Here is a 3,084-nt window from a genome sequence, read left to right on the forward strand (position 1 = left end):
AGCAGCCCCGCCGCACCCCCGGCCGTGGTCGCCACGACGATGCCGCCCTTCGGCTCCCACTCGACCGCTTCGGCGCCGCCCGCGCGCCGCTCGGCGAGCGCCGCCAGCACCTCGGGCCACAGCCGGCGGGAGAGCTGGGCGAGTTGGAGTTCCGGCCCCGGGCCCTTGTCGGAGACCAGGATGTTGCCCTCGCCGTGCGACGTGGTGGCGGCGGCCGCGCCGCCCCGGTCGACCACGACCACCTCGAACCCGGCGAGGGACAGTTCGCGGGCGCAGGCGGCGCCGATGATTCCGGCGCCCAGCACCACCGCCCGCGTTCGGGGCATCCGTCCTCCACTGTTCTGTAAAGCGAACGGTCTTGAGCGTATGGGGCCGTCCGGAGCGTGTCAACGCACCCTGGCTAGTGCGGAGCGCCCGGCGGCTGCGGCTGGTCACTGCCCGACCGGTACTGGAGCAGCAGCACCGAACGCACCGGACCTTCGGGGGCGCTGTAGCAGTGCGGCAGCGAACCGTCGAACGAGACGTAGTCGCCCGGCCCCAGCTCCAGCCGGTGGCCGTCCACCTCCACGTTCAGCCGGCCCGCCTGGACGACGGTGTGCTCGGTGCCCGCGTGCCCGAGCGAGGGCTGCCGCGACCCGTCGCGCACCTGCTGGTCGTAGACCTCCATGATGACACCGCCGGCCTCGATCCGCCGCAGTGCCCGCAGGTCGACGCCCGCGCCGCTCAGTACATCGGTCTCCGCCGCGCGCACCACCGTCACGGCGTCCGCGTACTGGGTGTCGAGCAGGTCCGAGATCGGCAGCTCCAGGGCGCGGGACAGGCTGAAGACCGTCTCGATGGTCGGGTTGCCGGTCGCCGACTCCAGCTGTGACAGCGTGGCCTTGCCGATCTTGGACAGCCGTGACAGCTCGGAGAGCGACAGTCCGCGCCGGGTCCTCTCCCGCCGCAGATTGGCGGCCAGAACGTCCCTGACCGAACTGTTGGGGGACTTCACGCGGGCTCCTTCGGCTGTCGATAATGGTCGTTGCAGTGTAGGGACGACGTACCAGGTCCGTTCGACATAGTGAACGCGCTCATGGGGGTGCCGGCGGAACCAGGACTCGGAGTGTATGAGTCCGATCTCCCGGCCTCAGCCGTTGACCTTGGTAGTAACCGCTTTCTACATTGAGAGTCGTGCGGGCCGTCGCTTCGATCGGTCCGCGCATCCCCGACACACAAGGACGGACATGACCTACCTCGCTGCCGACGAGCGCTACTCCGGTATGCAGTACCAGCGCAGCGGCCACAGCGGAGTGCTGCTCCCGAAGGTCTCGCTGGGCATCTGGCACAACTTCGGGGACACCAGCCCGCTGGAGACCCAGCGTGCCGTCCTGCGCCGCGCCTTCGACCTCGGCGTCAGCCACATAGACATGGCGAACAACTACGGTCCGCCCTACGGCAGCGCCGAGGCCAACTTCGGTGTGCTGTACGACCAGGACTTCCGGCCGTACCGCGACGAGCTGTTCGTCGCGAGCAAGGCCGGCTACGACATGTGGCCGGGCCCGTACGGCGAATGGGGCTCGCGCAAGCACATCCTGGCCAGCCTGGACCAGACCCTGCGCCGCACCAACCTCGACTACGTGGACCTCTTCTACTCCCACCGGCCGGACCCCGGGACACCGATCGAGGAGACGGTCGGGGCACTCGCCTCGGCGGTACGGCAGGGCAAGGCCCTCTACGTGGGCCTGTCGAACTACAGCACCGAGCAGATGACCCGCGCCGCCGCCCTGTTGAAGGAGCTGGGCACCCCGCTGCTGATCAACCAGCACCCCTACTCCCTGCTCAACCGCGAGATCGAGAACGGGCTGATCGCGGCGTCGGCCGAGGCGGGCGCCGGAGTCATCGCCTTCTCGCCGCTCGCCCAGGGGCAGTTGACGGACCGTTACCTCAACGGCATTCCGGCCGACTCCCGGATGGCGGTCGGCCACTTCCTCAAGAGCGATGTGCTCACGGACGAGCGGCTCGCCCTGCTGCACGCCCTGAACAAGTTCGCCGGGCAGCGCGGTCAGTCCCTCGCGCAACTCGCCCTCGCCTGGGGGCTGCGCGACACACGCGTCACCTCCGTGCTCATCGGCGCCAGCAGCGTCACCCAGCTCGAACAGAACCTCGGCGCGCTCGAAGCGCCCGCCCTCAGCGAGTCCGAACTCGCCGAGATCGACCGGCTGCTGGCGGAGGAGGCGGCGGCCTGACGGTTCAGTCGCGGGTCAGGGTGGCAGGGGACCCGGCGGACTGGGCACCCTCGGCCTCCAGGGCGAGGGTGTCCGTGTCCTTCATCGTGATCACGTAGATGTGGTCCGTGGGGCATGTCTCGTTGGTCGCCGGGTCCGTCGGATGGGCGGTGACCGCCTCGAACACCATCGACGTCGGGTGGACCTCGGTCAGCTTCAGCGCCTCCGTGCAGCCGACGTTGATGTCCGTCCCCACCGCGTCGACATCGCTGACCTGACTGCCCACGAGCTGTCCGAGGTCGGCCGCGTGCAGCGTCAGGGCGACATGGAAGCGGCCTACCTGAGCCGTCCCCGGACCCGTGCCCGACCAGCGGCCGACCCAGGACGCCGGCAGCGCGTCACCCGCGTCCGCCGACGCCGGTGACGACGCCGAGGGCGACGACGCCGAGGGGGACGAGGACGATCCGCCGCCCCCCGCGCCGTCCGACGATCCGTCGTCGTCGCCGTTCTGGGTCTGTACGAGTACGAAGGCGACAGCGGCGGCGACGAGCACACCGCCGGCCAGCAGGCCGGCCCACCGACGCCCCGCGCCACGCCGTACGGGCCCTGCGGGCGCCCCGGGCCCGGTGTACGGACCGGGCCCGTTGTACGGCCCCGGCTGGGTGTAGGGCGCAGGCTGGGTGTACGCGGCCGGTTGGCTGTACGGGCCCGGCTGCGGGTACGTCGCGGCGTACGGCGGCGCCGACGGGTACGCGGGGGCCGACGGCGCGCCCGTACCGTCCCCGGTCCCTGCCCCGGCCTCCGCGAACGCCTGGCGCATCGCCTGCTCACGCGCCCCCAGCTCGGCCGCGAGGCCGTCCGGCAGCACGGACGGCCA

General features: G+C 71.1%; 3 protein-coding genes and 1 pseudogene. 1 reads left to right on the forward strand and 3 read right to left on the reverse strand.

Annotated elements, in window-relative coordinates; translation table 11 throughout:
• Together HY68_RS31990 and HY68_RS31995 are read right to left on the reverse strand one after the other, a co-directional pair.
• A partial coding sequence (locus HY68_RS31990; protein ID WP_157874534.1) for an FAD-dependent oxidoreductase occupies positions 1 to 326 on the reverse strand: 326 nt, incomplete at its 3' end.
• Positions 327 to 400: 74 nt separating this feature from the next.
• Positions 401 to 994: an XRE family transcriptional regulator gene (locus HY68_RS31995; RefSeq protein ID WP_041998372.1), complete on the reverse strand. Its 594-nt coding sequence runs from the start codon at positions 992 to 994 to the stop codon at positions 401 to 403.
• Between the two features lie 232 nt (positions 995 to 1,226).
• Between HY68_RS31995 and HY68_RS32000 the strand changes: the two genes are divergently transcribed.
• Complete coding sequence (locus HY68_RS32000; protein ID WP_041998374.1) at positions 1,227 to 2,228, forward strand: aldo/keto reductase; 1,002 nt, start codon at positions 1,227 to 1,229, stop codon at positions 2,226 to 2,228.
• Between the two features lie 4 nt (positions 2,229 to 2,232).
• Here HY68_RS32000 and HY68_RS44300 read toward each other — a convergent pair.
• A pseudogene (locus HY68_RS44300) lies at positions 2,233 to 3,084 on the reverse strand (hypothetical protein); the annotation flags it as partial.

The organism is Streptomyces sp. AcH 505 (assembly GCF_000818175.1).
Classification (GTDB): domain Bacteria; phylum Actinomycetota; class Actinomycetes; order Streptomycetales; family Streptomycetaceae; genus Streptomyces.